At 56.9% G+C, this 25,903-nt stretch carries 16 protein-coding genes; 6 read left to right on the forward strand and 10 right to left on the reverse strand.

All coding sequences use genetic code 11. The features are described from left to right. From VM163_00605 to VM163_00615, 3 genes are all read left to right on the forward strand, one after another. Nucleotides 1-2,470, forward strand: a 2,470-nt coding sequence (locus VM163_00605; GenBank protein ID HUT02378.1) for a tetratricopeptide repeat protein, incomplete at its 5' end; no start/stop codon positions are given. Nucleotides 2,471-3,031: 561 nt separating this feature from the next. Continuing rightward, nucleotides 3,032-3,661, forward strand: a complete 630-nt coding sequence (locus VM163_00610) for a TetR/AcrR family transcriptional regulator (GenBank protein ID HUT02379.1) — start codon at nt 3,032-3,034, stop codon at nt 3,659-3,661. A gap of 72 nt (nt 3,662-3,733) precedes the next feature. Then, the gene (locus VM163_00615; protein ID HUT02380.1) at nt 3,734-5,209 is read left to right on the forward strand and encodes a radical SAM protein; all 1,476 of its coding nucleotides are present in this window, start codon (nt 3,734-3,736) and stop codon (nt 5,207-5,209) included. Nucleotides 5,210-5,461: 252 nt separating this feature from the next. Here the strand turns inward: VM163_00615 and amrS are convergent, their stop codons facing one another. From amrS to VM163_00660, 9 genes are all read right to left on the reverse strand, one after another. Continuing rightward, the gene (amrS, locus tag VM163_00620; GenBank protein ID HUT02381.1) at nt 5,462-6,469 is read right to left on the reverse strand and encodes an AmmeMemoRadiSam system radical SAM enzyme; all 1,008 of its coding nucleotides are present in this window, start codon (nt 6,467-6,469) and stop codon (nt 5,462-5,464) included. Continuing rightward, nucleotides 6,462-7,556 carry a polyprenyl synthetase family protein gene (locus tag VM163_00625; GenBank protein ID HUT02382.1) on the reverse strand — a complete coding sequence of 365 codons (1,095 nt, stop codon included), beginning with the start codon at nt 7,554-7,556 and terminating at the stop codon, nt 6,462-6,464. Before VM163_00625 ends, amrS begins: the two co-directional genes overlap by 8 nt. Nucleotides 7,557-8,117: 561 nt before the next feature. After that, the gene (locus VM163_00630; protein HUT02383.1) at nt 8,118-10,628 is read right to left on the reverse strand and encodes a tetratricopeptide repeat protein; all 2,511 of its coding nucleotides are present in this window, start codon (nt 10,626-10,628) and stop codon (nt 8,118-8,120) included. 25 nt (nt 10,629-10,653) lie between these two features. Continuing rightward, nucleotides 10,654-11,049 carry a PaaI family thioesterase gene (locus tag VM163_00635; protein ID HUT02384.1) on the reverse strand — a complete coding sequence of 132 codons (396 nt, stop codon included), beginning with the start codon at nt 11,047-11,049 and terminating at the stop codon, nt 10,654-10,656. A gap of 71 nt (nt 11,050-11,120) precedes the next feature. After that, on the reverse strand, nt 11,121-12,287 hold the full coding sequence (locus tag VM163_00640; GenBank protein HUT02385.1) for a hypothetical protein: 1,167 nt from the start codon (nt 12,285-12,287) through the stop codon (nt 11,121-11,123). A gap of 8 nt (nt 12,288-12,295) precedes the next feature. Further along, nucleotides 12,296-12,925 (reverse strand): hypothetical protein, encoded by a 630-nt coding sequence (locus tag VM163_00645; GenBank protein ID HUT02386.1) that lies wholly within the window; start codon nt 12,923-12,925, stop codon nt 12,296-12,298. Nucleotides 12,926-13,517: 592 nt separating this feature from the next. Then, nucleotides 13,518-13,649: a hypothetical protein gene (locus VM163_00650; protein ID HUT02387.1), complete on the reverse strand. Its 132-nt coding sequence runs from the start codon at nt 13,647-13,649 to the stop codon at nt 13,518-13,520. Beyond that, nucleotides 13,649-15,394: a right-handed parallel beta-helix repeat-containing protein gene (locus tag VM163_00655; protein HUT02388.1), complete on the reverse strand. Its 1,746-nt coding sequence runs from the start codon at nt 15,392-15,394 to the stop codon at nt 13,649-13,651. Before VM163_00655 ends, VM163_00650 begins: the two co-directional genes overlap by 1 nt. A 368-nt stretch (nt 15,395-15,762) precedes the next feature. Beyond that, nucleotides 15,763-17,610 carry a right-handed parallel beta-helix repeat-containing protein gene (locus tag VM163_00660; GenBank protein HUT02389.1) on the reverse strand — a complete coding sequence of 616 codons (1,848 nt, stop codon included), beginning with the start codon at nt 17,608-17,610 and terminating at the stop codon, nt 15,763-15,765. Between the two features lie 973 nt (nt 17,611-18,583). Between VM163_00660 and VM163_00665 the strand changes: the two genes are divergently transcribed. Genes VM163_00665 through VM163_00675 form a run of 3 tightly spaced genes read left to right on the forward strand, consistent with a single transcriptional unit; the run spans nt 18,584 to nt 23,597 of the window. Next, nucleotides 18,584-21,259 (forward strand): ComEC/Rec2 family competence protein, encoded by a 2,676-nt coding sequence (locus tag VM163_00665; protein ID HUT02390.1) that lies wholly within the window; start codon nt 18,584-18,586, stop codon nt 21,257-21,259. A 38-nt stretch (nt 21,260-21,297) separates the two neighbouring features. Continuing rightward, nucleotides 21,298-22,446, forward strand: a complete 1,149-nt coding sequence (locus VM163_00670) for a glycosyltransferase family 1 protein (protein ID HUT02391.1) — start codon at nt 21,298-21,300, stop codon at nt 22,444-22,446. A 2-nt stretch (nt 22,447-22,448) separates the two neighbouring features. Beyond that, a complete protein-coding gene (locus VM163_00675) occupies nt 22,449-23,597 on the forward strand; it encodes a glycosyltransferase family 9 protein (GenBank protein HUT02392.1) in 1,149 nt (382 codons plus the stop codon). A gap of 30 nt (nt 23,598-23,627) precedes the next feature. Here VM163_00675 and VM163_00680 read toward each other — a convergent pair whose 3' ends face one another. Next, nucleotides 23,628-25,622, reverse strand: coding sequence for a hypothetical protein (locus VM163_00680; protein ID HUT02393.1), 1,995 nt, complete (start codon nt 25,620-25,622; stop codon nt 23,628-23,630). Between the last annotated feature and the right edge of the window lie 281 nt (nt 25,623-25,903).

The following is a 25,903-nucleotide window of genomic DNA, read 5'->3' on the forward strand; positions in this document are numbered from 1 at the left end:
CGCGTCCGCACTTGGCTTCGATCTAACTGCCAGCACGCAGGTCATCGAGGAGGGTCTGTCAAGGCTCGAGAATGATGCGGCGTTCGATGCCGAGCATGTGCCCTACATCTATCACCTCTTTGGCCTGAAGTTCCACGGCGAGCCGCTGGCCGCTTTAGAGTCGAAGGCCATCAAGGATAACCTCTGGATAGCGATTAGGAAGCTCTACGAGCGCTGGTCGGTCGAGAAGCCGCTGGTCCTGGTCTTTGAGGATATGCACTGGGCCGACGGCGGCACGAGGGACTACATCGAATACATCAGTGATTTTGTCAGCGACTTCCCTGTCCTTGTCCTTCTTCTATATCGGCCGGCCTACGAGCCGAAGTTCGCCAGGATCGAGCGGATTCCGTTCACGGAGCTGAAAGTAGGTCCGTTGTCAAACCAGGCGGAGACTGACCTTCTGAGCTTCTACCTGGCCTCGGGCGACAAGGAGCAGGCGCTTATCCAGCGCCTCAAGAAATACTCGGAGGGCAACCCGCTCTTCGCTGAGGAGCTCCTTCACCTCCTTTTGGAGCGGGGCAAGCTCAGGCGTGAGAATGGTAAGATGCACCTGACCGGGCCGATTGAGGAGATGCCTCTGCCCACGGTCCTTTCGGGCGTTCTGGCCGAGCGGTTCGACCGGCTAACTCGCGTCGACAAGCGGGTGGCCTACTACGGCGCCGTCATCGGCAGTTCGTTTTTTTACAGCCTGCTTTCGGACCTGCATGGCCGGCTGCACGGCTCGCCAGAAGTTCGCGACGCTCTAGGGACACTGGTGAGCAGAGAGATTATCTTTGAAAGGGCGGTCGAGCCTGAGCTGGAATACACTTTCAAGCACGCTTTGACGCGGGAGATGCTTGTCTCCCGCCTCGTGGACAGCCTGCGCCAGGAGCTCTCTGGGCTTATCGCCAAGCGAATCGAGGAGCTCTACAAGGACCGGCTGGACGAGTTTCACGGGACGCTCTCGGAGCACTACGAGGCCGCCGGCGACATTGAGAAGGCCGCCCGACACGCCGCATTCCACGCCATCCACGAGCAGAAGCAACAGCGCAACTTTGAGGCCCTTAACGCCTTCGAGCGCTACGACCGGCTTATGAGCCGTGTAGGGGCAGACCTGCGTGTCTGCCCTGAAGATGGAGCTGGCGTGCTTTCGACCGAGGAACAGGCCGACCTGCTCGATTCTCGGATCAGCGTGCTTGATGTGATGGGGCGCTGGGACGATGCCCTACCTCTGTCCGAGGAGCTCGCAAGCCTAGAGAACGGCAAATGGCGTGCCAAGTCGCTCAACTGGCAGGCCCGGATCAAATCTGAGACTGGGGAATACAACGCAGCGCTTGACCTCGCGAACGCAGCGCTTGACTTGGTCCGTCAAACGCAGGATCGCAAGGAGCACGCGAGTTTACTTAACCAGATCGGCAACGTGCACCTGAGCCGCTGCGATTATGACGAAGCGCTGCGGTGCTATGCCGAAGCGCTTGCGATGCATCGGGAGTTGGGCGACAAGCGCGGCATCCCGAGATTGGTGGGCAACATGGGTAACCTCTACGTAGAGAGAGGCGACTACGACGAAGCGCTGCGCTGCTATGAGGAAGCGCTTTGTTTCTTCCGGGCGTCGGGCGACAAGGGCGGCATCGCGATGGCCGTGGCTAACATGGCGGAGCTCCACAGAAGGCGGGGCGGTTACGATGAAGCGCTGCGCTGCTATGACCAGGCGCTTGCGATGCATTGGGAGTTGGGCAAGAAGGGCAGCATCGCGATTGTCGTGGCCAACATGGGCACCGTCCACCGCAGCCTGGGTGATTACGACAAAGCGCTGCGCTGCTTCGAGGAGTCGCTTGCGATCCATCGGGCGTTGGGCGACAAGCGCGGCATCGCGATCGTCGTGGGCAACATCGGCGCCGTCCATAATGCCCGTGGCGATTACGACAAAGCGCTGCGCTGCTTCGAGGAGTCGCTTGCGATCCGTCGGGCGTTGGGCGACAAGCGCGGCATCGCGATCGTCGTGGGCAACATCGGCGCCGTCCGGGCCCACAGGGGCGAGTGGACTGACGCGAAGGAGGCCGGGCAGGAGGCTGAGGAGATCGCCCGCTCTACCGACAGCCTGTCACAGCTTGCTTTCTCACTGTCAGTCCTGTGTCGGGCCGAGGCTGGCTTGGGGAGGTGGGATGCGTCTCTGTCCTGTGGCGCAGAGGCCCTTTCTCTGGCGAATAAGATCGAGGATCAGGAAAACGTGCTCGATTCCCGGCTGGCCCTCTCTGAGTCGCACGTTCAGATGGTGCGGTGGTATGACGAGGGCAAGCAGAACGAGGCGCCGCCCCTTTCCCGGGACGAGGCTCTCGCCAAAGCGACCGACTACGCCAACCAGGCGAAGGAGCTCGCCGAGGCGAAGGACATGAAGGGCTACGTGAAGGAGGCGGACGCACTGCTGGCCGAGATCGACAAGCTCGGCTGATTCGGAGTGCGGTATGTTGACGCCGCCAAGGCGGGTGTAAAGGCGGGAGTTCCACTTGCGGTGGGGTGATGGCAAAGACGGACGTAACATGGCAGCGTTGTGTCTGATTGATCGTCCCTGAATGGGGCGAATATGAGAATCCGTAGTGAAACCTACGGAATCGGGGGAACCAGTCGCGACCTCGTCCCCGAAAGGGTCGAACAGCCCCATCTACAGGGCTATGTGCATCCCCTCCAGGGCTGGGGATGTTTTCTTTGGATTCTCGATCCGTAGGCTGGGCCGGCGGCCGGCGACTACGGCTATCCACGTTAACCCCCTTTCGGGGATTTGCAGCGGGCGTTAGGTCCTAAGACTTTGCTGCAAAAACAGCAACACGCACCCGGTGTCAATCCCCATGAAACCAAAAACCGTGCCATGAACCACTCCAAAACAGAATGGGAAAACTCCTCAGAAGAATAGCTTGACACCAGGTTTGGGAATACCTATTGTGGTTCTGGAATGAGTATTCCAAACGTTGAATTAGTCTAACTTGCAGAAACAGTCAGTGAGGATTTGCCGAGAATGAACATCGGACGGAAAGAGAGAGAAAGGCGCATGCGACGTGAGATGATACTTCAGGCGGCGGAGTCCATTTTCGCTCGGAAGGGTTACTCCGGAGCAACTATGGAGGAGGTCGCGAAGAGCTCCGAGTTCGGCATGTCAACTCTTTACAAGTTTTTCCGCAGCAAGGTCGAGCTGTATTCGGCAATCATCGATGAGAAGCTCTCGAGGCTTCAGGAAAGCTTGGTCGAGGTCAAGGGGATGGAGCTGCACTGGCGTAACGCCATTGAGCGTTTTGTTCAGGATTATCTCCGCTTTTTCCAAGAGAACACGAATTTTTTCAAGATATATATGACAGAGAAGTTTGGCTCGGATTATGAGCCAAAGGAGGAGCTCTACGCACGGGCGAAGGCTCGGATCGCAAGCTACGTGGAACATGCCGAGAGCGAGTTACGGGATTGGATAGAGGAAGGTCATCTGGGCAGCTCGGGCTCGCGTGCTCGAGCGCTTGCGCTTTTGAGCACCATTGAAACGTACCTTTCTAGGTGGCTTGGGAAGGACAGTGATGCTAGCCCGGACGAAGAGGCATCTTTCATAATGAACGTACTTTTCGCCCCAGCCAACACGACACAAGTGGGAGCGGTCGAATAGCCGCTTCTGACGGAGGGTTGGCTGGAGTTTAGTTTTTTATTCTTTGGGAGACCGTTGTGAGGGAGGTTTGAGATGAGAAGAGTACTCATTCAACGGCTTCAGGAAGGCGTCGCCAAGCGCTTGGGCAACAAGATCATGGCGGCCCTTGCTGATGGCTCGGATGAGGAGATCATCCGGATGACCAATTATTGGGAGCGGCTCGCGGTTGTGGAGGACCACAAGGCTGGGGCTCGTGGCCTGCGCGAGATAATCGAGAAGGGGCACCCCATAGGCAAGTGGCTCAAACGGCTGTCTGCTCAGCTAAGCCCAGCGAGCAGGAAAGGTTTTGTGGTCAACGTGTTTGCCAACTCGATGTTTGTTGGTGAGGAGAAGAGGCTTGCGTTCAGGGACCGCGAGGGGTTCAGGCCGCCCGATCTCATCGTCTTTAGCGTAACTTCGCGCTGCAACCTGAACTGTCGTGGCTGTTGGGCCAGGGAATACCGAGACACTACTGCTGATCTCTCTTGGGACGTCATCGACAGAACCATCACGGAGGCGAAGGAGCGGTTTGGGCTCCACTTCTTTACTATCGCGGGCGGCGAGCCGTTCATGCGGCCGGACATGCTTGACCTTTATGCCAAGCACAACGATTGCTGGTTCCTCATCTATACAAATGGCACCCTCGTCACCAAGGATGTTGCCAAGCGACTCGCCAAACTTGGCAATACCGGGCCGATGCTTAGTGTTGAGGGTCTGGAGGAGGAGACCGACGCAAGAAGGGGGAAGGGCATCTTCAGGAAGCTTGAGAAAACCGCCAAGATGCTGAGGGACGAGGGCGTTGTGGTTGGCTTCTCGGCTACCGCGACGCGACACAACGTCGAGGTGGTCTCAAGCGCGGAGTTCATCGACACGATGCTTGATTGGGGTGCTCTGATAGGGTGGTATTTCCAGTATATCCCGATCGGGGACAGGCCAGACACGAGTCTGATGCTGACGCCCCAGCAGCGCGATTTCTTGCGGCGCAGCGTAGATGGGCAGCGCGCCGCCAAACCGATTTTCTTGGCCGACTTCTGGAACGACGGCACGGCGGTGGACGGCTGCATGGCTGGCGGCAAGAGGTACCTGCACATCAACAACAATGGCGACATCGAGCCGTGCGTCTTCTGTCACTTCGCAGTGGACAACATCTATGACACCACTGTAACCGAGGCGCTCAAGAGCCCGTTCTTCCGAGCGATCCGCGAGCGCATCCCCTACGACGGCAACCTGCTCAGGTGCTGCATGTTAATCGATCGGCCACAGGTTTTCAGAGAACACTACCAGCGTTTCCATCCAAGGCCGACGCACAAGGGCGCAGAGTCGCTCGTTACAGACCTTGCCGAAGCGCTCGACAGTAACCGGGACGGCGTTTCGGCGATACTCGATAAAGCTTGGGCGGAAGGCGACTGGCAGCACATCCTTTCTGGCAAGATCGAGAAGGAGGAACGTCAGAAAAGAGCTGCCGCCGACCGTGCTATGCCAGCTGCCACCGGGCCTGGCGCAAGCACCGGTGAAGCGCCGGCGAGCTGATCGGTTCCGCCAAAAGCAAGATTTAGCCAAGCCAAAGCGGCGGCCATTTGGAGTGCGGCGGCTTGACGCCGCTTTCATTGGCGGTGGCTTGACACCACCACCCTTGCTACTCTGCGAAGCGCTGCGTAGCAGGAGCTCATATACGCCTCTAGAAACCCTGCAACGGAGAGTGGAACGTTTCTGTGCCGTAGCCTCGCGAAGGCTCATTCTCTAGAGATGACGCCGCGCCAAGCATGGGCTCAGCCGGCGCTCTTAGGTTGAAATGATAATCGGGATGGGCTCCCCGCACTTCTCGCACTTGCCGTCAGAAAGCCCCACAACCTTCACCGTGTAGCCGATTCTATTGACCAGCAAGCTGCCGCAGCTGGGACAATACGTGCAGTTCAGCTTATCGTCGATGATGTTTCCGACATACACGAACTTAAGCTTCTCCCTCGCCATGTCGTAGGCCTCAACGAGTGTGGCCATCTGCGTTGGCGGCCTGTTCATCTTATAGCGGGGGAAATAGCGCGAGAAATGAAGCGGCGTCCCCGGCCCCAGGTTGTCGTGAATCCAGTCAACCAGTTTACGAATCTGGTCCGGGCTGTCGTTCAAGCCCGGAATGACGAGGTTGGTTATCTCAAGCGCAGCAGCATCCTTCACCTGATTCGCGAAATCAAGGACTGGCTGAAGCCTTGCGCCGCAGACCTTGCGGTAGAAATCGTCGTCCATCGACTTGATGTCGAGATTGATAGCATCGATGAGGGGCAACAGCATGGCCATCGGCTCGGGGTTGATAAAGCCGTTTGTCACCAGCATCGTCTTTAGCCCATGCTCTCTTGCCAGCCTCGACGTCTCGAGCAAATACTCAAACCACATCAACGGCTCGGTATAGGTGAAACTCAGCCCGATGCAACGCCGACTACTCTCTGCAAACTCGACTGCGGCCTCTGGCGTCAGGTGCGAGGTCGGAACCCGCGCCTGGGATATCTCCCAGTTTTGGCAGTGCTGGCAGCTTAAGTTACAGGCGTTAGGCCCGATCGAGAGCAAATAGCTGCCCGGGTAAAAATGATAAAGCGGCTTCTTCTCCACCGGATCGTTGTGCAGTGCGATCGTCTCCGAGAAAGTCAAGGCATACAGAGTCCCGCCTCTGTTCTCCCTTCCCCGGCATATCCCCGCCTTGCCGTCAGCAATCTGGCAGTAGTGGGGACATAACTTGCACCGGACCCTTCCGCCGTCAAGTCTCTCGTAGAACATCGCCTCTTGCGGCTTACTATCCATCGTCTCTACCCATCAGATTACTCTCTCTTTGCTGCCTCTCGAACTCTGAGAGTGCATCCTCACCCCTCTTGGCCGACACCTCACAGAGCAGCCGCAGCTTAGCACAGAGACCGTCATCACGATTCAGCCCCGCAACGCTTTCCAAAGCCCCGGCAAAACAGTCGCCAGCAATATCCATCGTCGCACGCAGAGACCCAGATTCAAGCACCACGCGCCTCACCCGAGCGGCTTCCGCCGGACCCAGTGCTCCACCCGGCCCTCCCGCACGGTCTAACGCACGCTCTGTTGCATACCCACGGCCCAGACCCTCGGCAGACAACATCGCATCACCAGCATCTCTCAAAGCCAAAATAGTCGGCAAGGTAACGACGCCCTGCAATAGGTCTTGACCCGAAGGTTTCCCCATCGACACCGCATCGCCAACAAAATCCAAGAGATCATCGACTACCTGAAAGCCCTGTCCGAAATGCCGCCCAAACCTCGAAAGGGCATCACACTCCCCGTCACAATCCCCATGAATGTGTGATCCCAGCCAGCACGATGCCGCAAACAACTCCGCCGTCTTCATGTTGGTTATGTTCATGTACTCCTCTTGCGTGAGCGAGAAGTTGAACAGGTTCGCTTGCTCCGCCAGCTCCCCCTTCACACATGTGCCAATGGCGCCCAGCAGCAGCTCAAGAGCCCGGAACTCCCCTCCCTGGGCCAACATGTTAAAACACTTCGCGAAAAGATAATCACCAAAAAGAATCGATGCCTTGTCCCCGACAAGTCTCGCCGTCGTAGGCCGACGGCGCCTCATGCCCGATCGGTCTATCACGTCATCATGCAGAAGTGTAGCTGTGTGGAGCATTTCGAGCGCGCTCGCAATCAGCACACCTCTGCTCCGCTCGGACCGTTCCCCATTTCGCGCAATGAGAAGAAGTAGGCCCGGCCTGAGCAGCTTTCCCGGTGCCTGAATCGCGGCTAGAAGCCCTTGCCCGTTCGGAAGCTCCTCAGCGCACAGGCGCCTCCCCAATTCATCTCGCACACGTCCAAGCTCGTCCGAAACATCACCGAACACGCTGCGCTTCGTTGTGCCCGCTCTCATTGCATACACTTTCCTTCATGGTCTAGTCCCTTTACCCACCTGAACTTACAGCTCTTCAATGGAAGCGTCAACCGACGTGCGCCGCCCTAACAATCAGACCTCGCTCGTGATAAATAATACACAATCCAGTTATACTAGTTTCTGAATGGCCAGCTCCACTCGTCAAGACCGCGTCCGACTATGCAAGGAGCCAAATCGCTCCGAACAGTCAACCTGATTTCACCGGCTCCGATGCCCAGAAGTCTCCCCAGAACGGGCTAAGGATTTGGGGTGTGGCTGTGGGGCGGTGTTTTGGGCGAGAAAAAACTCGTGCTTCGTAGCCTTCCCAGAGTAGCAGTGGAATTAGATTGACGTGATGCCGCGTTTCGCATCCCCAAAGGGGATTAACAACAGTAGCCGTGGGCGTGCGTCCTGAAAGCTGCGGTATGTCTGAGTTGGTGAAAGGCCGACACATTAACCCAAAGGCATGGGAATGTTAACCGAGTCTTGGGAGCGTATCAGCCCTGAAGGCCTTCTCATAGTCTCCACAATTTCACACGTCAGACCTGCCCCGCGCTGGGCCTAGCGCATTAGCTTAGATAAAATGTCCCTCACTTTCTGCGCCCGAGGACCACTCGGCTCGAGTTTTAGAAAGCTTGCCCACATCCTCTTGCACAGCTCGACATCCCTTTTCTGAAGGTAGATCGACCCGAGGTCAAAATAGGCGCTTGCGTAGTTGGGGTCAATGCCGAGCGCTGCCTCGTACTGCGGGATTGCCAGTTCGTATTTGCGCATATTAGCAAACGTCCCGCCCAGGTTCACACGAGCGGCTAGGAAGTTGGGATCGATCTCTGCCGCTTTGCGGAAGTGCTCGATGGCCTTCCCCATCTCTCCGCTCCGCTTGTAGGCAGTGCCCAGGTTATTGTGAAGCTCCTTGGAGTCCGGGTCGATAGCAAGGCCCGCCTGATACTCTGCAATTGCGCGTTTGTATTGCCCCATTTTCGCGAACGTGACGCCTAGGTTCAACCTCGGCGCAAGATACTTGGGCTTGATGCGTATCGCCTCGTTGAAAGCCTTGATGGCTTGCTCAGAATCGCCCTTCTGCCTATGTGCTTGCCCCAGGTTATTCAGGACCTCAGCAGGATTGCTCGCGCTTTTCAAGGCCAGCTCGTAGTATGAAATCGCCTGATCTGTCCTGCCAACTGCGCTGAGCGCATTGCCAAGGTTGTATGCGTAAACGCTCTCTTGAGGCTTTTCGGCGAGCGCCTCGCGAAAAGCCTCTATCGCTTTCGCATTCTGGCCAGACCTCCTGAAAAGAACACCGAGCTGATTGCTGTAATCGGCATGGCTGGGATCGAGCCTGCGGGCGGCAGCAAACTCCCGAACTGCATCATCGATCATCCCCGCCTCGGCGTATTGTTCGCCGACCTTTGCGCGCATGAAATCGACCTGGCTGCCCGCGCGGGAGGTCTTGAGCAGCTCATCTCGCCACCGGCTCCGGTCTCCACGACTAAGATAGTGCTTCGCAAGGTGGAAATGATAGCTGGCCGCTATCTCCTGCGAGAGAATCCTCTTGAATATGCTCTCATCATCGATGCCTTCTAGACCGTAAAGCGCCCAGCAGACAGCGTCGCTGAGCCAGGATGTATCGCCCAGTGCCGAAAGGATGCCCACCGCCGTTATCTCCTCTGCTCGCGACCCGAGCTCCTCGCCGGGCGTGAAACCAAAAAAGCACGTTCGGGACGACTGACAGACCTCTCTCATCCTCGGCAACCCCTTAATACTCCTGAAGCCAGCGAACGACTTCAGCGGGACCGCGATCTCTCCGTAAGCATCATAGAGCGAAACGTCAGGCCGAACACCCTCAACAGATTGAAGATAGAGCAGGCCGAATATCTGGTTGTCTCCCTTAGCGAACAGGGCGGCGTCCTTGGGCAGCGGCGAGAGCAGGTTTCGGACGTATTGATACTCGAGAAGGTCCTCGGAGCGGTCGTTCGGGTGGTAGTTTGCGAGAATCCCGGCTAGAACAATCACGAAGGAGATGATAACGGCGAGGCGAGGGAGCTTCTGCATGAGCCGCGCAAGGCCCGCTGCAAACAGCAATACCTGCGCAAGATGTGAGGGGTAGCCAAAGCCAGTCGCCTCGAGCGGTACGACGTTGACGAACTGGATGTAGAAAACGTTAAAGCCGATCGCAAGGGCACTCGCTGCCACCAACCGTCGGTTCCGCCTGATCGACCACAAGCCCCATAGCGCGATAGCGATGAAAATGGCGGACGCTGGCCCATATTGCGTCGTGAGCAGTTGAGCGACAGAGGCAAATCGGTCTTCCGGGGCCTGGTATCCGGTAGTGAACATGGCCTTGCCTCGGTGCTCGGCAGCTCCAACGTGGTAGATGACACCTGCAAGCGTGTCCGGGTTGCTCCAGTTGATCGCCGGCGAGGTCGATGCACGGATCGGCAGGTATATGTAGCACGAAAGGCCGAGGATAATCAGCGCAAGAAGGACGAAGACGGTCTTGGCTTCCCGAATGCTTCTATTGCCCCACAGAAGGCACACGATCGCCGGAATCATCATGACCAGCGATACGTGATTACCCAGCGACAGCCCAAACACAAACGAGGCGCAGTAGAGCCATCGGACATCGCTGTCGGTGAGAAAGCGCGTGAAGGTATATGCCAGCACCGAGAGTGATAGCAGATAGAGCGTATAGACCTCGGCATCCGCCGCTTGCCACCAGACTGTGGCCGAGATGGGCAAAAGCAGTGCCGCCACCGTTGCGGTGAAGAGACGCCCGAGTAGGTGATAGACCGTCATAAACAGGAAGGCCGACGCGAGTACGGTGCACAGCGCAGACAGGAGATTGACACGCAACGCCGCATTCCCAAGGCCCAAGAACCCCGCGAGGCGGCCCAAGAGTGCATAAACGGGGTAGCCGGGATTGTGGGCTATGCCCAGCGACCATGCAGAGACCACGAGTTCGCCGCTATCGCCCGTGTGAACAGAAGTGGAGAGCGTCGAGAGGAGGATTGTAAACGCTAAGGTGCAGGAGAGAAAAAGTGCAAGCGGCGCGAGGCGGCCGTTGTCGGGCACTGCACAAGCACCAGTCAAGGCCCCATCAAACCTGATACATCACGGCGATGCAGGTGGCTACGAGGGTGCCGTCATCTCTCCGCGCCTCAACCTTCGTCTCGACAATGCGACCTCGGTGGTGGAGCAGCTTGGCGCGAAACTCGAGCCTCTCGCCCACCAGCGCTGGCTTGATATATCGAACATCAAGTCTGCCGGTTACTGACCTGATGGCCATACGGCTGACGAGCTTCGCGGCCACCTCGTCCATGACAACAGCAGTTATCCCGCCGTGAACGATCCCCTCCCACCCCTCGTGGCTCTTGTCCGGCACGAAGTAGGTCCACGCCACGTCACCCTCGTCCGAGTACTCGAACGATAGATGAAGGCCGTATGGGTTCTTCTCGCCACAGGCAAAGCAGAAGTCGTCGTTAATAAGCTTCATCAATGCTGGGTTCCCACGCCGCTTTCACAGATTTCTTGCTCCATCTCAATATAACCTGCCTCGCTGTGCTGTCAATTCGCGCTGGCCGGAGACCGAACGCCGATCGTCGCTGTCGAGGCATGTTGAATCATACTTCTCATGTCTGAGTCTGGGCCGAGGTCGCCACCCTCGAGCTCGCCCTCGGGGCCATCTTGGCTCAGCCTGACCTCGACAAGGTGCCTACCCCTTGGCCTTACTGAGGCCACGAACGAAACTGGCCCGCTGGAAAGAGCGCGTCGGACGGCCGCACACAAATCCTGCACGCTGCCCTTGTATATAACGCTAATCTCGAAGGTGTTCCCCACCTCCGGGTCGCCTATCGAGACACTTTTCTGCACTGCGGCTGACAGGCTGGGAATAGTCTCGAGAGCCTTCCTGAGCATTTTTACTTCGCCGTAATCGGCAACAGCGAGAAACCTCACCAAGAACGGGTCCCCTCGCTCCTCCCGACGATGCGCCCATTGGTTCACCTGATTGAACGCTTCGCGGGCGAAAGCCTCGGCTGCCTCCGATACTGCCTGTTCCTCAGATTTCTGTTCATCCTCACCATTGCCCAATCGATGAACAATAATCATCTGTTTGAAAGCCCGGCCTGAGGCCGCCTCGAGCACGTATCCCGAGACTGTCGCCCTGAACATGTAAGGCCGGTCAAGGTCGCCCCCGAACCCCATCTTCAGCGTCTTGCATGAGAAAGTAACAACGACGGCGGCCTGATAGCTAAGGCCCACCCGCGAGGCGGCGGCCCTGGCCGTGCTGGACTTGGCCTGCTGATGTGCAGTCCAGTGGATAGCCTGATTGAACTGTGGATTGACCAGCGGCACCCCGCGCTTCTCCAAGCGGGCCGTCACGCTCCTGAACACGGTGTAGTTGACGCCCCACGGCGAGGCGAGGCTCGGGTCGATCAGGACCAAGACCCGAGGCAGGACGGCAGCGATCGTCGAGACCGTTGACGTAGTGCCCACTATGGCTGCCGTAGATATGCTAGCGCCGCTAGCTGGGACATCGCCGTCCAGAGACACTGCCTTCTCGTCCGCGAGAAGCCCTATCTTCGGAGATTGGCGGTCGCTCGCCTTATCTAGCTGAGCCCCAAGTCCCGAATCCTGCGCCAGGCTGATGCTCGCCGCCCAAAAAACCCCGACGAGGACCCAAATGGAGACCATGAGGTAGCCCCCGCCTGCCAGCTCGCGTTTGGGGAACATCGAGACCCCTAATCGCCCACCACGTTCGCCTGAGGGGCCCTGTAGTTCTCAATCAGGTGCCGCGCTACCTCGGCGTAGGCCTTTGCACTAGAGATGACCGCACTAAGGCAAGCCTTATCAAACCCCTTGCCCGGCTCGCCTTCGTACTCCACGTCTTCCCCATGAAGGACCCTTCCCGATGCAACCTCGATGATCTTGCCTGTGAACTTGCACCCGCACTTCTGCTGGGCAGCATCTAGGGTGTTGAGCTTCAGGACATCCTGGAAGGAAACGATAATCGCAAGCTCTGCCCTCAACGTCTTGACGCCCGCCTTGACCTCATAAACGTCGTCCCATCCCGAGGCCGCAAACGCATCCAGCCCCTTGGACTGTAAAGCCACAACCAGAGCCTTCAGACCATCCTGCGCATAGGGGCTGGGCAATTGAGCATCAACATCAAGCATCACAGCCGAAACGACAGGTCCAAAACTCGCCTCGCCACCGTGTTTGGCGCCGGCAATCGGCTTCAACGGTGCGGGCCCTGCGAGTGTTACATCTCGCTTCTCCATCTCCTTCACGCAGCCGGTGAGAAACGCCAGGCCCGTCAATATGACCAGCCCTAAGCCGAAATGTAACCTCAACGACCGCGTCAAGACCATCGCACTACCTACAACCCCATCGCCATTTCAGACATGCTCAACAGCAACACACCAGACCAAAGTATTGTTCTGGCGCCGCACTGTCAAGAGCGCTGGCTGCGGCCATTTGGAGTGCGGCGGCTTGACGCCGCTTTGGCTCGCTAATAGACGACGCGCTTAGTGCGAACCTATGGCAGAGACTTGGTGTCCCTTCGTGTTTTTCGTGGGCCGTTTGCTCGGTTGGAGTATGCGCCATGGGTGGGCAATATAGTGTAGGGCGGGCTTTCGGAGCCTGTCTAATAAGTCGGTTTCTACGGGGATGACGCAGCGGGGTATGCCACATGTAGGGGCAGGCCTTGTGTCTGCCCGAATATATAGATGGGCGGAGACAAGCCCCGCCCCTACACAACCTCGGACCCGACTTATTTGACGGCCTCCTTACAACGTGCAAGACATCTCCAAGGATCACGTCTGCGAATTATCCGGGATAGTGCCTGCCTCGCCAAAGCACAACAAAAAAAAGGGGCGGGAGAATCCCGCCCCTCAGCCACCACCTGGGTGCTATTGCGCTATTATGCTATGCGGCGCCCCAGATGAATACTAATCACATTAGTTAGCAGCCGCTGCCGCCTACTGCTCCGCCAAAGCCCGTGCAAGAAATGCTCGGACCAAGCGCGGCCATCAGCATCGCGTTATCCAACGTTACTACTTTCGGCGCCTCGTAGGTCGTGTTCGTCTTCATCATTACCTCCCTCCTATCAAAGCGCTGACAGTTGAAAGTCGGCTGTTGGCAGTTGGCAGCTCAATCACTCTGAGAGCCATCGGCAGCCTCGCCGATACAGGCCCGTGTGCCGTCCACTCGCCGCTCGTGTCGATGTCAACCAGGTAGTAGTAGTAGCTCGCACCCGGAGCAACATTCACGTCGGTGAACGAATACCCGGCGCCAGCCACTGCATCGCCATTCGCAGCAATGAACCGGCTGACACTGTGGCAGCCGCTCGCCTCATTCTCGCAGCGATACACCATGAACCCGGCGTTGTCGATCTCCGTCGCCGTCTCCCATTTCACTACAACCTTGCCATCACGAGCCTCCGCCGTGAACGACGCCAGCTCGATGTAGGACCCACCAAACTTCTTGTAATGGTAACCCATATCCACTATCACGTTGTCATCCAGGCCCACGTCACCTGTGGAATCGGTGTAGAACCTGTAGTTGTGCCAATCAGCCAGCCCGTCGTCGTCATAGATATGGTTCGGGTCGCCATTGCCAGCGTCCACACACGGGCTCTTGTCGTCACCCGTCTGATCTAGGAAATACCCATCGCACGGCATGTCGTCCATGCCAAGAGACCGCCACTGGGGGTCGCTGCAGATGTTGTTGTTTCCGGGATTGTAGATCGTCCCGGCATTGTCCGTGTCGATGTCTGACCAGTTGATATTCAGGCGATCGCCAGTATCGTCTCCCGCGCACCTAACATCGTAGTCATTGTAATTGGTGCCTCTCGACCCGTTCTCCCAGAAAATGTTGTTCTTACCATTGACGCAGCAGTCATCCTCGGCATAGAGGCCGCAGTACGTGTTGTACGCAACGGTGTTGTTGTCCAGCGTGACCACCGCACATTTACCTTCCCCATCCACGCCAACCTGGACACCACCGGCATCCGACGACCCCGCTGTGTTGCTGAATATCAGGTTGTTGAACAGCCATGTGCCATCCCCGGTGTATGTGATATCATCATCCTGGTGGCTAGAGTCGTCGTGACTAACCAGGTAAATGCCGCCGCCACTGTCGCATGCGTCGTTCCCATACAAACAGTTGTCTCGTATCACCAGCGGGCTGTCTTCACCTTGGGAGGCATGGGTGTTGTCGCCGTCTGTAGGCGCCCACACACGGATGCCACCGCCCTTGTTCACCGTGGCGGTGTTGTCCCATATAACGTTCTGGTCGATCAGGCCCGAACTGTTGCTGATGGAGATGCCACCACCAGTGTTGTATGCGGTGTTGTCGTGGATCTCACAGTCACCGATCGTGATGTTTTGGCAGTTGTAGATGTAGATCCCACCGCCGTTGCTCGTGGTGGAGCCATTACATATGTCCAGGAACTTGATAGTGACGTTGTCCACACTGACGCAGTTAAACACACGTTCACCCGAGCCCGTCGCATCGACGGTCTTCTGCAGAATCGGCGAACCAATACCCACGATCGTCAAGTCGCTGCACGGTATGACGAGCGGGAAATCTTCCGCGGGGGCGGCCATACCCTCAGAGTAAGTTCCGGGCATGACGTTGATCGTATCGCCATTCGTCACTCCCGATGACGAGCTCAACGCGTAAGTGATCGTCCTCCAGGCTGCGGCCTTTGTTTTTCCGTCACCGCTGTTGTCAGATGCGTTATCATCGACGTAGTAGTCGTAAGCATTCGCGACGCCGAAGACTACCAACGTTAACGCCACTAAGACAATAGTTATTAAGAGCTGTTTTCGTATCAACTCTTCCTCCATTTCTTCATTTAATTCTTCACTCAATATATGGTTCGATTACTTATGAATCAGAACCGCTCTAGTGTGTCTCTGTACAATCACCTCCCATTTCTTGTTGGTTATGGGCAACACGATGCACATTGTCGCGTCGCACCTTGCACCATTTTCCACCAAGTTTTCTTCCGTTCTATTACACATCACCTCCTTTTGCTATTAAACCATGCTCGATTTGCCATTTATCTCATCAACAGTCAACTGCCCCGCCGAAGCCCGTGCAAGAAATGCTCGGCCCAAGCGCAGCCATCAGCATCTGGTTGTCAAAGGTCAAAACCTTCGGCGCCTCATAAGTCCTATTTGTCTTCAATCTCTTCTCCTTTCTATCGGCTGCTTGATTGGCGATGGGCTGCATTGACTCTCACGACTTCATCTGAGGCGAGCTCCCCTGGGGTGCGAGCCGACCAAGGGCGGCCTATATTGGAAACACTTATGGGAGCCGAGGCTCTCGGCCCGTGGGCGGTCCACTCGCCGCTCGTGTCGATGTCAACCAGATAGTAGTTATAGACTGTCCCTGATACATCCTCGTCCACAAAGGCGTAGGATGCGCCGGACGAGGCTGAGCCCTGCGCGGCGATCAGGCCGCTTATGCAGCGGTAGCTTTTACCCCCCGCCTCGGAGCGGTAGAGCAGGAACCCGGCGTTGTCTATCTCGGCGCCCGTCTCCCACTGGAGGACGATCTTTGCCGGCAAGGCAGTCGCCGTGAACGACACGAGCTCAACGTAGGACACACTGTGGAATCCGTAGTGGAAGCCCATGTCAACAACGCCCAAGTCTTTATAGTCTGCGCTGTCTCTCTTGTCAGTCGAGTAAACGCTGTTAACCAGTGAACTAGCGTAGTAGGCAGTGTTGTCACCCAAGTTAACTGGGCCCGGGCTCACGTTCTGGTCCAGAAAGTAACCCTCAGTGACGATGGTGGAGCGCTTCTGGAAGTTGGGGTCCACCACGATGTTGTTGCCGGTGCCGGGATACGCGCTGGTGCCGTTCCCATACCAGATATCCGAATGGTGAATTTTGCAGGTCCCGTTGAAGCCATCATCGTAGAAACCTTTGTCGTCGTCATCCGGCCAGAAGATGTTGTTGGCGCCCTCGATGTCAATGTTCTTGCAGTTGTGGCTCATATAGACTTCGTAGCCGGCGTTGTCGGCGACGGTTACGTTATAGACCCTGAACTTCTGGTACAAGCCCCAACTGGACATATAGATGCCGCCGCCCTGATCGTCGGTCCAACTTTCATCTCCGGAATAAGCGCGTGAGCGGATCTCGTTCAGAACTATCAGGTCGTTGAACAGGATGTGCTCGATTCTGGGATGATTCGACTCATCCACGTAGTCGAACCAATAGACTCCGCCGCCCTGACAAGCCTTGTTGCTGTGAATGCAACAGTGCTTTATGATTGCCGGGCCGTAGTTCGAGCAGATACCTCCGCCGCCCATGCCGGTCTCGTTGTCGTGGATGAGACAGTTCTCGATCGTGACCGTGGGCTCATTACCGTCTTTGCACTGGCGCAGGTAGATGCCTCCGCCGCCTGCACGGGCAGATTCCCAGGTGCCGTCTCCATACTGCCCAGACCAGTCGTAGTCGCCATCGCCGTCCCGCGATGCAAACGTCCCTTTGGCGTAGTTGTCAGTTATCTCGCAGTCCTTTATCAGCAGGTTCGTCGCTAGGTAACAGTAAATGCCGCCGCCATTGGCAACCTCGACATTTGCGTCATAATTGGAGCTAGAGCTGCTCGTGACAGAACCGCCCCTGATCGTCAAGCCCTCAAGCGTGAAATTGCTGACCCCCTCGATATTCATCACCCGTGTGGTGGGGATAGCCTTGGTGCCCTTGGCGTCGAGGATTGTCATACCCATCCCCGCACCCTTCAGAGTGATTCCGCCGTGGGAACTATCTATTGAGATCGGGAATGTCTCCCCGGTGGGCGAGGGGATGTAAGTGCCTGCCTGGAGGTGGATAACATCACCCGAGACGACCTCAGGCCTGTCGAGAGCGTATTTGATCGTCTTCCAGGCCTCTGTCCAGCTCTTACCGTTGTAGGATCCGATGTCTTGGCCGTTAGTCTTGACGTAATACTCTTCATAGTCGTCGGCTAGCGCCCCGAACACTGTCACTAGAACCAGAGCTAAGACCAGAGCAACAGCAAATACAAGTTCTCTTCTAAATAACATGGTTTACTCCTTCTGTTAGATGACACACATCAGTCAATGCACGCCTTCGGTTGAGGCCTTTTGTGCTACGGAAAGGTCTGACACCTTCAGTCCCAGCGTCACTTCTCACCTCCAGTATGTTCAAACAGGGCATCAAGCGTGCATCCAAACGCCTCGACCAGAAGTCCCGCACCTCCTTCAGTGTTCTGGCCGCTCCTGTGTTGAATGAAAGTTGAGTAGGTCTGGACAATTTAGACATAATGCCGAGCGAATGCTGTTCCATAACGCAGGGCCACCAGGCACGTGCAGATGCCACGCCTCGGCGCAGCGTCCGCGATAGCCCTAAGCCCAAATGATTAATAACCCAACACCTGCTCAGCATTTCTAACCTAACTTAAGGTAGTTGCAGGTTGGGGAGAAAAGAAACCCGGCTCGATGCCAGGTTGGAAAGGAGGTAGGAAACAGCTAATTTAGCGAGTTCCTATCGCCCTTCTTGTTACTTCTCCAAAATCCCCAAATCAGCATACAACCTTACTTAATATGTTACACAAACCAACCAACTATATGGCGTCAAGATCGCCTTGTCAAGCTTTTTTTCTGAAACTTCAAGCTAGTCCAGGTTCCAAAATCTTGACCAGAAAGGGGGGTAGGAAACAGCTAATTTAGCGAGTTCCTATCAGCCCTTCTTGTTACTTCTCCAAAATCCCCAAATCAACATACAACCTTAACTTATATATACTACACAAAACAACTATATGGCGTCAAGACCTACTTGTCAAGCTTTTCTCAAGGAGTTTCCATAATGCTTTGTCTTGGGCGGCCAATCCCACGCTTTCCTCGCCATAAACCAAGCCATAGGGCCAAGCAACGCCTGAATTAAAATCGAAAAATGTGAAGACTTCTGACCGAAGCGAGCTCGGTCGGGCTTGATATTGGCGGCCCAAACGGCAACTCTTAGCACAATCTCGATTACTCCTTCACAAAATGGCCGCAAATGCAGAGCAAAGAGAACAACAGGGCCGTATCGGCGAGCGGATTCTGGGCAAGAAACCCACTCGTCGCGCCAGCGATCGCACTCTGCGCCGGCATCTGGCTCGGCAGATACCTGTTTCTTGACGTTCTTGGCGCCCTGCTTTTGGCCATCTTCCTCATAGTCGCTGCCGCAACCATGCGCCTCGCCCGGCCCCGCTACTGGCTCGCTCCGCTCTTTCTGGCAATCGCAATGCTCGGCCTCGCCTGGCAAAATATCAGCAGCATGGCCCCTGCGGACCCACTCCCTCCCGGCAAGGTCGAAGGTCTGCTCCGGGGCAGAGTCTGCGACCAGCCGCAGGTCTCCCAGATTCACAACAGCACCAGAATCATGCTCAACAACTGCGTTATAGAATGCAAGGATGGCGGGAGAGAACAACTCCCGTATAAGGTCCAGCTCAGCATCAGGGCAGACACGCACAACCTGTGGCCCACGTCCAGTCTCAAGTTCGACGAATCCGACCCTCGCCATTTCACGAAGGCGACGGCAAGCACAATAGACCCCAAGCGAGACCTCAACTATGGCGATATTCTCGAGGCGACTGTCAGCCTGGTCAAACCATCCAGCGTACGCAATCCTGGCGGCTTCGATGCCCGCGAATACTATGCTCAGCGCGGGGTCCTGCGCCGCGCATACTGCTCTTCGGAGGCAACTGTCAGGGTCATTCAAGCGAGTGATGACGGCCTCTTCACGATGGCAGTCAACATCCTGTGGGAGTGGCGGCGGCGCTTTCGCAACCTGCTAGAAACAACCTGCGACGCTCACCGTGTGCCGATTATGAGAGCATTGATACTAGGCCAACGCTCCGACATCACGCCGAGCGAACGGGACCGTCTGGAGCGATTGGGCGTTGCACACATCGTAACGGTCTCAGGACTCCATATCGGCTTCGTAGCATTCTTCTTCTATAAGATAATAAGAGAGCTACTTTTATTCCTCGGCCTCACAGCCCGAGGGACACTTGCCAGGCGCCTGACGTGTGTCGGAACGATGGTGCCGGTCATTACCTACGTGATGATCGTGCCGTCAAGACACTCCACATCCAGGGCCGCGATCATTGCTCTATGCTACCTTCTGACCAGGGCAATTGACCGCCATCGGGAATACCTGAACATCATCGCGCTCGCCGCAATCATCATTCTCATACCGAATCCAGGAGCGCTGTTCGAGGCGAGCTTTCAGCTGTCCTTTACGGCCACGATAGGCCTCTCGCTCGCACTCCGCTTCGTCATGGTCAATATACCATCTTACTGGCGGCTTTACAGCAAAGGCCAAACGCTTGCCTCTAACGAGGAGAACCGCAGTATCCCGCGTTTGCTGGAATTACTGTTCGCTTCGATGCCGAGCTGGACGAAACGCGCGGCGCCTTTTCCGCCTCCCAAGCGGTCGCGGTTCGCGAAATTCGTGCGCAGAGTGATTCCCACATACGTGATCGGACTATTCGTCGTGTCATTGGCCGCCTCAATATCCATCGCCCCAATCCTGGCTCTCTGGTTCGGCCGCGTAACCATTATTGGACCCGTCGCTAATTGCTTCGTCATTCCTTTCGCGGCGTGGTCCGTGAACTTCCTGCTGCTCGCGTTTTTCGCTCTCCCGATGAGCGAGCCTATCTCGGTCTGCCTACTCAAGCTCGCCGACCTATTTACCGCAATTATGGAATTGTTCATCAGGGCATTCGGCAAGGTGCCGTGGTCCTCGGTAACTCTATCGACGCCCAGCCTCGCCACTTGTGCCGTGTTCTACGTCGCTCTGGTGTCCGCATGCGCTCTCCTCCTGCTGTGGCCAACGCGAAGATGGCTCATCGCAACGGCCGTGGCAGCGCTCGTTCTCATCTTATCAGTCTTCGTGGGGGCGAGATGGCCCTCCGATCTGCTTCGCGTGACGTTTCTGGACGTGGGTTGGGGCTTCTCGTGCGTTCTCGAGGCGCCGGGGGGCAAGGTAGCAGTGATCGACGGCGGAGGCTCCGTCCGAGGCCCCTCGGACGTGGGCAGAAACGTCCTGCTGCCCTACTTGCGGCATCGAGGCATCAAGCGAATCGACTACCTCGTCCTGAGTAACCCGCATAGCGAGCGCATCGATGGCCTGTTCTCGCTGCTCGACGAGGCGGGCTCCGGCGCTCTGGGCAGCCTCCAGATCGGCCAGGTCATTGTTCGCGATTTCGAGTGCACCAGCAGGAAATACAATAAGTTCCGCGCTGCCATCAGTCAGCTCGAGCTGCCGGTGACTGAAATAGGCAATCTGACGGGGCTGAAACTGTTGTCCTTCGCCGAGAACTCGCTAGTTGTCAGGCTGGAGTTCGGCCACTTCTCGATGCTGTTCCTCAGCGACCCCGGTCGCCTCTCGCAGATACTCCTATCCGAATACGGCGCCGCGCTCAGGAGCACGATACTCGTCGTTCCCGAGGGCTACGAGACATCTGTGCAGAGCTCGTTCATGGAGCTGGTCTCCCCCAAGGCCCTGATCGTATCCGGCGCCGATCAACGTCGCATGAGACCTCGGGCCAAAAGACAGGTTCCGCCTTTGCAATATGAGATCGACAAAGGCAAAATCTATAAAACAAATGCGGCGCATTGCGTCATCATCGAGTCGGACGGGCGGAGCTGGCGTGCGCTGACGCCTTTCGTCCAACAGAATGAATAAGTAATCGAGTTACGGTTCTTGAAGCAAGAACAGCTACAATGAGAATTGGGATTGATGGGTCGGCGATGCTCAAGGAGCCGACCGGCATAGGTCGATACACCAAGTGCCTGGTTGAGGCGCTGGCACAAGCGGCCCCGGAGGATGAGTTTGTCGTGCTTACGGTCTCATACAAGGATGCTCCGCCCAAAAATCTGTTCGCGGACTGCCCGAACGTGTCCGTTGTCCACAAAAAGTGGCCCGGCAAGGCCGTTTTGGCGCTCTGGGAGCACTTCCGTTGGCCGACGGTGGAGAATGCAATCGGGAGGGTCGATCTCTTCCACACCCCGAACAACTTCGTCATCCCGCAGAGAAAAGGTAAACGCATCACAACGATTCACGATCTTTTCTTTATGAAGCATCCTGCCGAGACGCACAAGACCGGCGGACGGTACCACTATCGCGTGCTGCCGAAGGTCATCCACGAGGCCGACCACATAATTGCCGTCTCACAGGCCACCGCCGACCAAGTGAAGGAGTTTTTTGGCGTAGCGGAGGAAAGAATCTCAATAGTGCATCAGGGCATCGAGGACCGGTTTTTCGCCGAGACGCAAGCGCCAACTCGCGCTTCGCAGCAAAGCGCTGCCAACCGCCAACAGCCAACCGATCAGCCCTACGCATTGCATTTCGGGACGATCGAGCCCCGGAAGGGGATCGATACGCTGCTCGACGCGATGCAGCTGCTTTGGAGCAGGCGAGGTTTTTCTGGGACACTGGTTCTGGCGGGTCTAAAGGGTTGGGGCTGCGAAGAGCTTTTGAGAAGATGTGATGATATGGCCAAGCGCTGGCCGCTTCACCTGACCGGTTATGTGCCCGAGGAGTCAGTGGCGACTCTTTTGGCAGGAGCGCGCATCGTTGTCGTGCCGTCAAGGGACGAGGGCTTCGGCCTCCCTGGGCTCGAGGCGATGGCGGCTGGCGTTCCCGTAATCTCCACCAGACGAGGCGCTTTGCCTGAGATATACGCCGATGCGCCGCTTTACTTCGAGTGTGGCGAGGCTACGGAGCTTGCCCAGCGCATCGCGGCGCTTTGGGACGACGCTGGCCTGCGGGCCGAGATGATCGCGAAGGGCCGAGAGCAGGCCTCGCACTTCACCTGGCAAAAGACAGCCGCAAAGACGCTTTCGATCTATCGGAAGGTCTGCGGGCAGTAGTAATGACGCGCTACATCTACCGCAAGCGAAGGCTGAGGCTCGCGGCCGCGCTCTTCGACATCATCGGTGGCGGCGTCTATCGGCTCCTCGGCCTGTTCCGACGCAATCCAGATTGTGCTCTCGAATCCCTTCCGGATGCGCCCAAGATAGCCCTTGTGAGGCTCGACGGCATCGGCGACATCCTTGCAGCGCTGCCGGCCGCAAGGGCGCTCAAGGAACGCTTCCCGGACGGGGTCTTAGCCCTTGTCGTCCGCAAACAGGTGGCCGAACTCATCGCCAATATCCCCTTCGTCGATGACGTCCTCGCAATAGACTGCAGTCCCTATGCCCCACGCACTCCGATCATCCAGTCAATCCGCCTCATAATGCGCCTCAACAAAATGCTGAAAGCTCGCGATTTCGATGTCGCAATTGACCCACGCGGCGACCCACGCGTGATCTGGGCCATGTGCCATGCCCGCATCCCAATAAGGATTGGCGCGAGCTCCGCGGGCGGAGGGTTTCTGCTCAGCGCGGCAGTGGAGTATCGCAGAGATGTGCGCGAGGCTGAGCACAACCTGAAAGTGGCGGCAGTCTTAGGCGCAGAGCCGAGGGTAAGATCGGTCAAGCTCTGTCCCGAGCCAGCTCTCGTGGAGGCATTACTCAACGAGCATCCGGGCCTTCGCAACCCGTTCTTTGTGGTCCATCCCGGCGCCTCAATGCCAACAAAGACCTGGCCATCGGACCGGTTCGCTGGCGTCATCGACGCAATTGCCGAGAGGCATGGATTGCTTCCCGTGATCGTGGGAGGAGAGGATGCCCTGACGTGCGCCGAGACGATCGCGCACTCTTGCCAAAGCACGCTTGTCAACCTCGCCGGCAGGACGGACCTCAGAGAGCTCGTCGCACTTCTGTCGCGGGCCAAGCTGTTCTTGGGCAACGATTCGGGTCCTGCCCAGATCGCTGCCCGTGTCGGCATTCCGACAGTAATCGTCTTCAGCGGGACGAACGATGTCTCGGTCTGGCGGCCGGCCGGCGAGAACGTGGCGGTGTTGTCCTACGCTGTGGATTGCAGCCCGTGCGAGCTCCGCTTCTGCCCTAGCCTCAAGTGCCTCCTCGGGATCAGCGTGGAAGAGGTCGTGGCGGCTGCGGAGCGTCTCCTGACAACTTGAGACTACATCCGGCAAGGAGGGAGAACAGCCCTACTCTCCGTTCATGTAGTAGTTCATCTTCTCCCTCGACATGCGCATGTATCGAGGTTTGGCGAAAACGTGAAAGGGAGCATCGAAGCCTTCCCAGGTGGGCTTCTTCTCGTCTGTTTCTGCAAACCTCTCTCGCATCCCGACAACCGACGCCACCGTCACATCCGTCTGCCTCCCCCTAAAGCACAGCTTGATCGAATTAAGGTTCTCGGCAAAAACCCAATCAGCGAACGTGCCGACAGCTAGTCGATAGGTCCTTGTGGTCCCATCAGGAACCACCTCGAACTGAGCTCCGGAAGTTGTGATCCGGCCTGAGGCTACGTCCTTGGACCTCCAGGAGACCTCGCCAGTCAACCTGGCCTGAGTCCCTCCAGGAGAAGCCCGCATTCGGACAACGATCGTGTTGACCTCATCTGGGAGATTCGTGGGGCCAGACAGGACTAGGCACTTGCTTGAGTCCACCTGTCCATCACCGATTCGCAAGGTGCTTTCGGTGGGGAATTGGAGAGCAATCGCGCCTGTAATGGGCAAAGCCTCCCTATGGAGAAGATCGCGTTTCAGGCGCCTGTCCTCATGGAGTGAGCCGTTCTTGAATGTGTAGATGTAGAGCTTGTCGGGCGAGGGGAGCTCGCCTTGAGCGAGATTACGATACATCTGCTCAAACGGAAACGCCTCGACCTTCTGCCCACCATACATGAACGCAACGGGAGGGGTTAGGAAACACGGGATGGGCAACGCATTCACGGCGGCTTGCATGTTGACGACATAGACCTGGGTGCCGAAGGCCAGGCTCGGATGGTCAGCTTTGAGACGGACGGGCAGAGCGCCCATCTTGGAGGCGTTTCTGTCCCAAGCGGCGTTGCCTCGAAGCGTTGCGAACGAGTTCGTGCTGAATATGAAGACGAATAGAACGACCTGAACCAGGCGTAGTGCGAAGACAAGGTCTCGATTGACAGGTTTAGCCCCTGCCTCCCCAGACCATCTGTCCGAGAACCACTGAATCCAGTTTCTTGAGAGGACTGCGCCGAGCAACATGGCGAAGCCCAGCATTGGCAAGTAACCGCGCCAGACTTCAGGAATGTGCGCCGCGGGAAGGAGGGCGACGACGACAAACAGCGCGAGGAAACGGAGCGACCTACCCCCGAACACGAGCGCTAGGAGGAATATCACGATTGCCCCCCATGCTCCGAACGGGTAGCCGAACCAGGCCAGATAGGCCTTGATACTGTGCATAAGCGATTGCGTGCCACCCAGGGCAGTTCGGTAATCGGCGACGCTGCGATGTCTGGCGAAGCGGTATATGAAGTAGAGAATGGCTGTCCCCCAGAACGGGAGGTGGACCAACAGCTTACGCCAATCAAAGGGCCAGATATTCTTAAAACCTCGAAGGTAATAAAAATCATACAGCAGGACAATCAGAGGGAACGAGAAAGCCATCTCCTTAGAGCATAAGGATACCCAAAAAAAGACGACCGACAGCACGAGCAAGTATGGCCGGCCCTTGCGCCTCTTGTACTGCATGAACATCATAAGCGCAAGGATGTAGAAAAAGGACATGGAGAGGTCCCACCGCTCAGTGATCCACCTAACGTTCTCCGCTGCTCCGGAATGAGCGAGGAATAAAAAGGCGGCGAAAGCACTGGCGACAAGCCCCGTCCTGTCAGAGCCCAGGATTCTCTTCAAAAGGAGGAATGCGAGCAGACAGTTGGCCATATGGAACAGGACGTTGACGATGTGATAGCCAGCTGGGTCCAGGCCAAAAACGTATTGCTCAATGCACCACATCAGACGGACAGCGCTTCTGGCATAATGGCCGCTCATCCAAGACGCATCGCCCCACAGGTTGTGAAGAAGAATGCGCATGTTGATCGGGCCGAGGTAGTCGAGCGTCTCGCCCATGAAAAAGGAGTGTATCGTCCCGTGGAAGAGCAATAGCGCGATCGCACCAAGAACGGCGATCAACACGAGATTTCTTAGGAAAGCCACTCTTTGCATAATCTTAATCCCTAAGCGGCGGCCCGACCCGAAAACCTGATGCTCGGTGTATTCTTATGTATAACATGCGGGTTGCTTGAAGCATGTTCGATGTGGGGAAAGTACATGGGCTGAGCCCTCATGTCAACCTGACTGCGACGCCCCAGTAATCAGATTGATCGTTTCTGAGGTTGAGCTCTGAAGCTGGCTGCCAGATAGGCACGGGAGTTCATGTCGACGGCCGAGTTGCTGCTTCTTTCAGCTAACGGGTGCGAACGAGGGGTGCAGGCTGTAATCCCCGA

This window comes from bacterium (assembly GCA_035527515.1).
Lineage (GTDB): Bacteria > B130-G9 > B130-G9 > B130-G9 > B130-G9 > B130-G9.

Excerpts from the sequence above, each read along its gene's own strand:
- VM163_00645 (HUT02386.1), bottom strand. The coding sequence starts at position 12,925 with ATGGTCTTGACGCGGTCGTTGAGGTTACATTTCGGCTTAGGGCTGGTC.
- VM163_00635 (HUT02384.1), bottom strand. The coding sequence starts at position 11,049 with ATGAAGCTTATTAACGACGACTTCTGCTTTGCCTGTGGCGAGAAGAAC.
- VM163_00615 (HUT02380.1), top strand. The coding sequence starts at position 3,734 with ATGAGAAGAGTACTCATTCAACGGCTTCAGGAAGGCGTCGCCAAGCGC.
- VM163_00640 (HUT02385.1), bottom strand. The coding sequence starts at position 12,287 with ATGTTCCCCAAACGCGAGCTGGCAGGCGGGGGCTACCTCATGGTCTCC.
- VM163_00670 (HUT02391.1), top strand. The coding sequence starts at position 21,298 with ATGAGAATTGGGATTGATGGGTCGGCGATGCTCAAGGAGCCGACCGGC.
- VM163_00665 (HUT02390.1), top strand. The coding sequence starts at position 18,584 with ATGCAGAGCAAAGAGAACAACAGGGCCGTATCGGCGAGCGGATTCTGG.
- VM163_00625 (HUT02382.1), bottom strand. The coding sequence starts at position 7,556 with ATGAGAGCGGGCACAACGAAGCGCAGCGTGTTCGGTGATGTTTCGGAC.
- VM163_00650 (HUT02387.1), bottom strand. The coding sequence starts at position 13,649 with ATGATGAAGACGAACACGACCTACGAGGCGCCGAAAGTAGTAACGTTG.
- VM163_00680 (HUT02393.1), bottom strand. The coding sequence starts at position 25,622 with ATGCAAAGAGTGGCTTTCCTAAGAAATCTCGTGTTGATCGCCGTTCTT.
- VM163_00660 (HUT02389.1), bottom strand. The coding sequence starts at position 17,610 with ATGTTATTTAGAAGAGAACTTGTATTTGCTGTTGCTCTGGTCTTAGCT.
- VM163_00610 (HUT02379.1), top strand. The coding sequence starts at position 3,032 with ATGAACATCGGACGGAAAGAGAGAGAAAGGCGCATGCGACGTGAGATG.
- VM163_00675 (HUT02392.1), top strand. The coding sequence starts at position 22,449 with ATGACGCGCTACATCTACCGCAAGCGAAGGCTGAGGCTCGCGGCCGCG.
- amrS (HUT02381.1), bottom strand. The coding sequence starts at position 6,469 with ATGGATAGTAAGCCGCAAGAGGCGATGTTCTACGAGAGACTTGACGGC.